The sequence below is a fragment of the Bradyrhizobium sp. 142 genome (assembly GCF_023074015.1).
Classification (GTDB): domain Bacteria; phylum Pseudomonadota; class Alphaproteobacteria; order Rhizobiales; family Xanthobacteraceae; genus Bradyrhizobium.
In genome coordinates, this window is record NZ_JADPKQ010000423.1 from 1 (window position 1) to 717 (window position 717).

Below are 717 nucleotides of genomic sequence, written 5' to 3' on the forward strand. Positions count from 1 at the left end.
TGTCGGCTTTGCGACCAAACCAAAGCTTGCGACGAGAATGATCGCACGTGCGATAGCCGCGTCTGTACCATTCAAGTGGGTTGCCGGTGATACGGTCTACGGTGTTGGCGACATCGAACAGCAACTACGGCGGGCAGGCAAAGGCTACGTGCTTGGGGTCAGCAGCGCTCATGTGTTTCGATCCTGGGGCAAGCGACCGCCGGTCGCCGGTACGGCCGCGGACCTCGCCCGGACGCGGCGCCCGTCCGACTGGAAGCGCCTGTCGGCGGGAGCCGGAACCAAGGGACCGCGGCTGCACGACTGGTGTTATCTCGAATTGGCCGACCTCGAGGCCGAGCAGTTCAACAGCGCAAATGATGGTTTATGGACGCGCGGTCTACTGATCCGTCGTCGCATCGCCGATGATGACCTCGCCTTCTTCACCACCTGGTGCCCAGCGGGAACATCAATTGAAACGCTGGTCGCGGTCGAAGGCCAGAGCTGGTCCCGCTTGTCTGAACAGACTTTCCGCGTCGATAAGTGGAGCCTCTGCCGAGATTAGGCCGCCACGCGGAGCGGCGGAAGGTTGAAGTAGGCTTGATCCGGGGTCATGTCGTCAAGGCTCGAATGGGGCCTTCGGCCGATCGAATGTCGCGCCTCGCCGACGGTTTCGTAGGCTCGCAGATAGACCTCCTCGTATTTAACGCTGCGCCATAGCCGCTCGACGAAGACGTTGTC

The 717-nt window shown here is 61.6% G+C and carries 1 protein-coding gene and 1 pseudogene; one reads left to right on the forward strand and one right to left on the reverse strand.

What is annotated here, in order from left to right; translation table 11 throughout:
* Positions 1-487 (forward strand): annotated as a pseudogene (locus IVA82_RS39060) (transposase); the annotation flags it as partial.
* A gap of 50 nt (positions 488-537) precedes the next feature.
* On the opposite strand, the gene IVA82_RS39065 reads toward IVA82_RS39060, so the two are convergent.
* A partial coding sequence (locus IVA82_RS39065) for an integrase core domain-containing protein (protein WP_247493842.1) occupies positions 538-717 on the reverse strand: 180 nt, incomplete at its 5' end.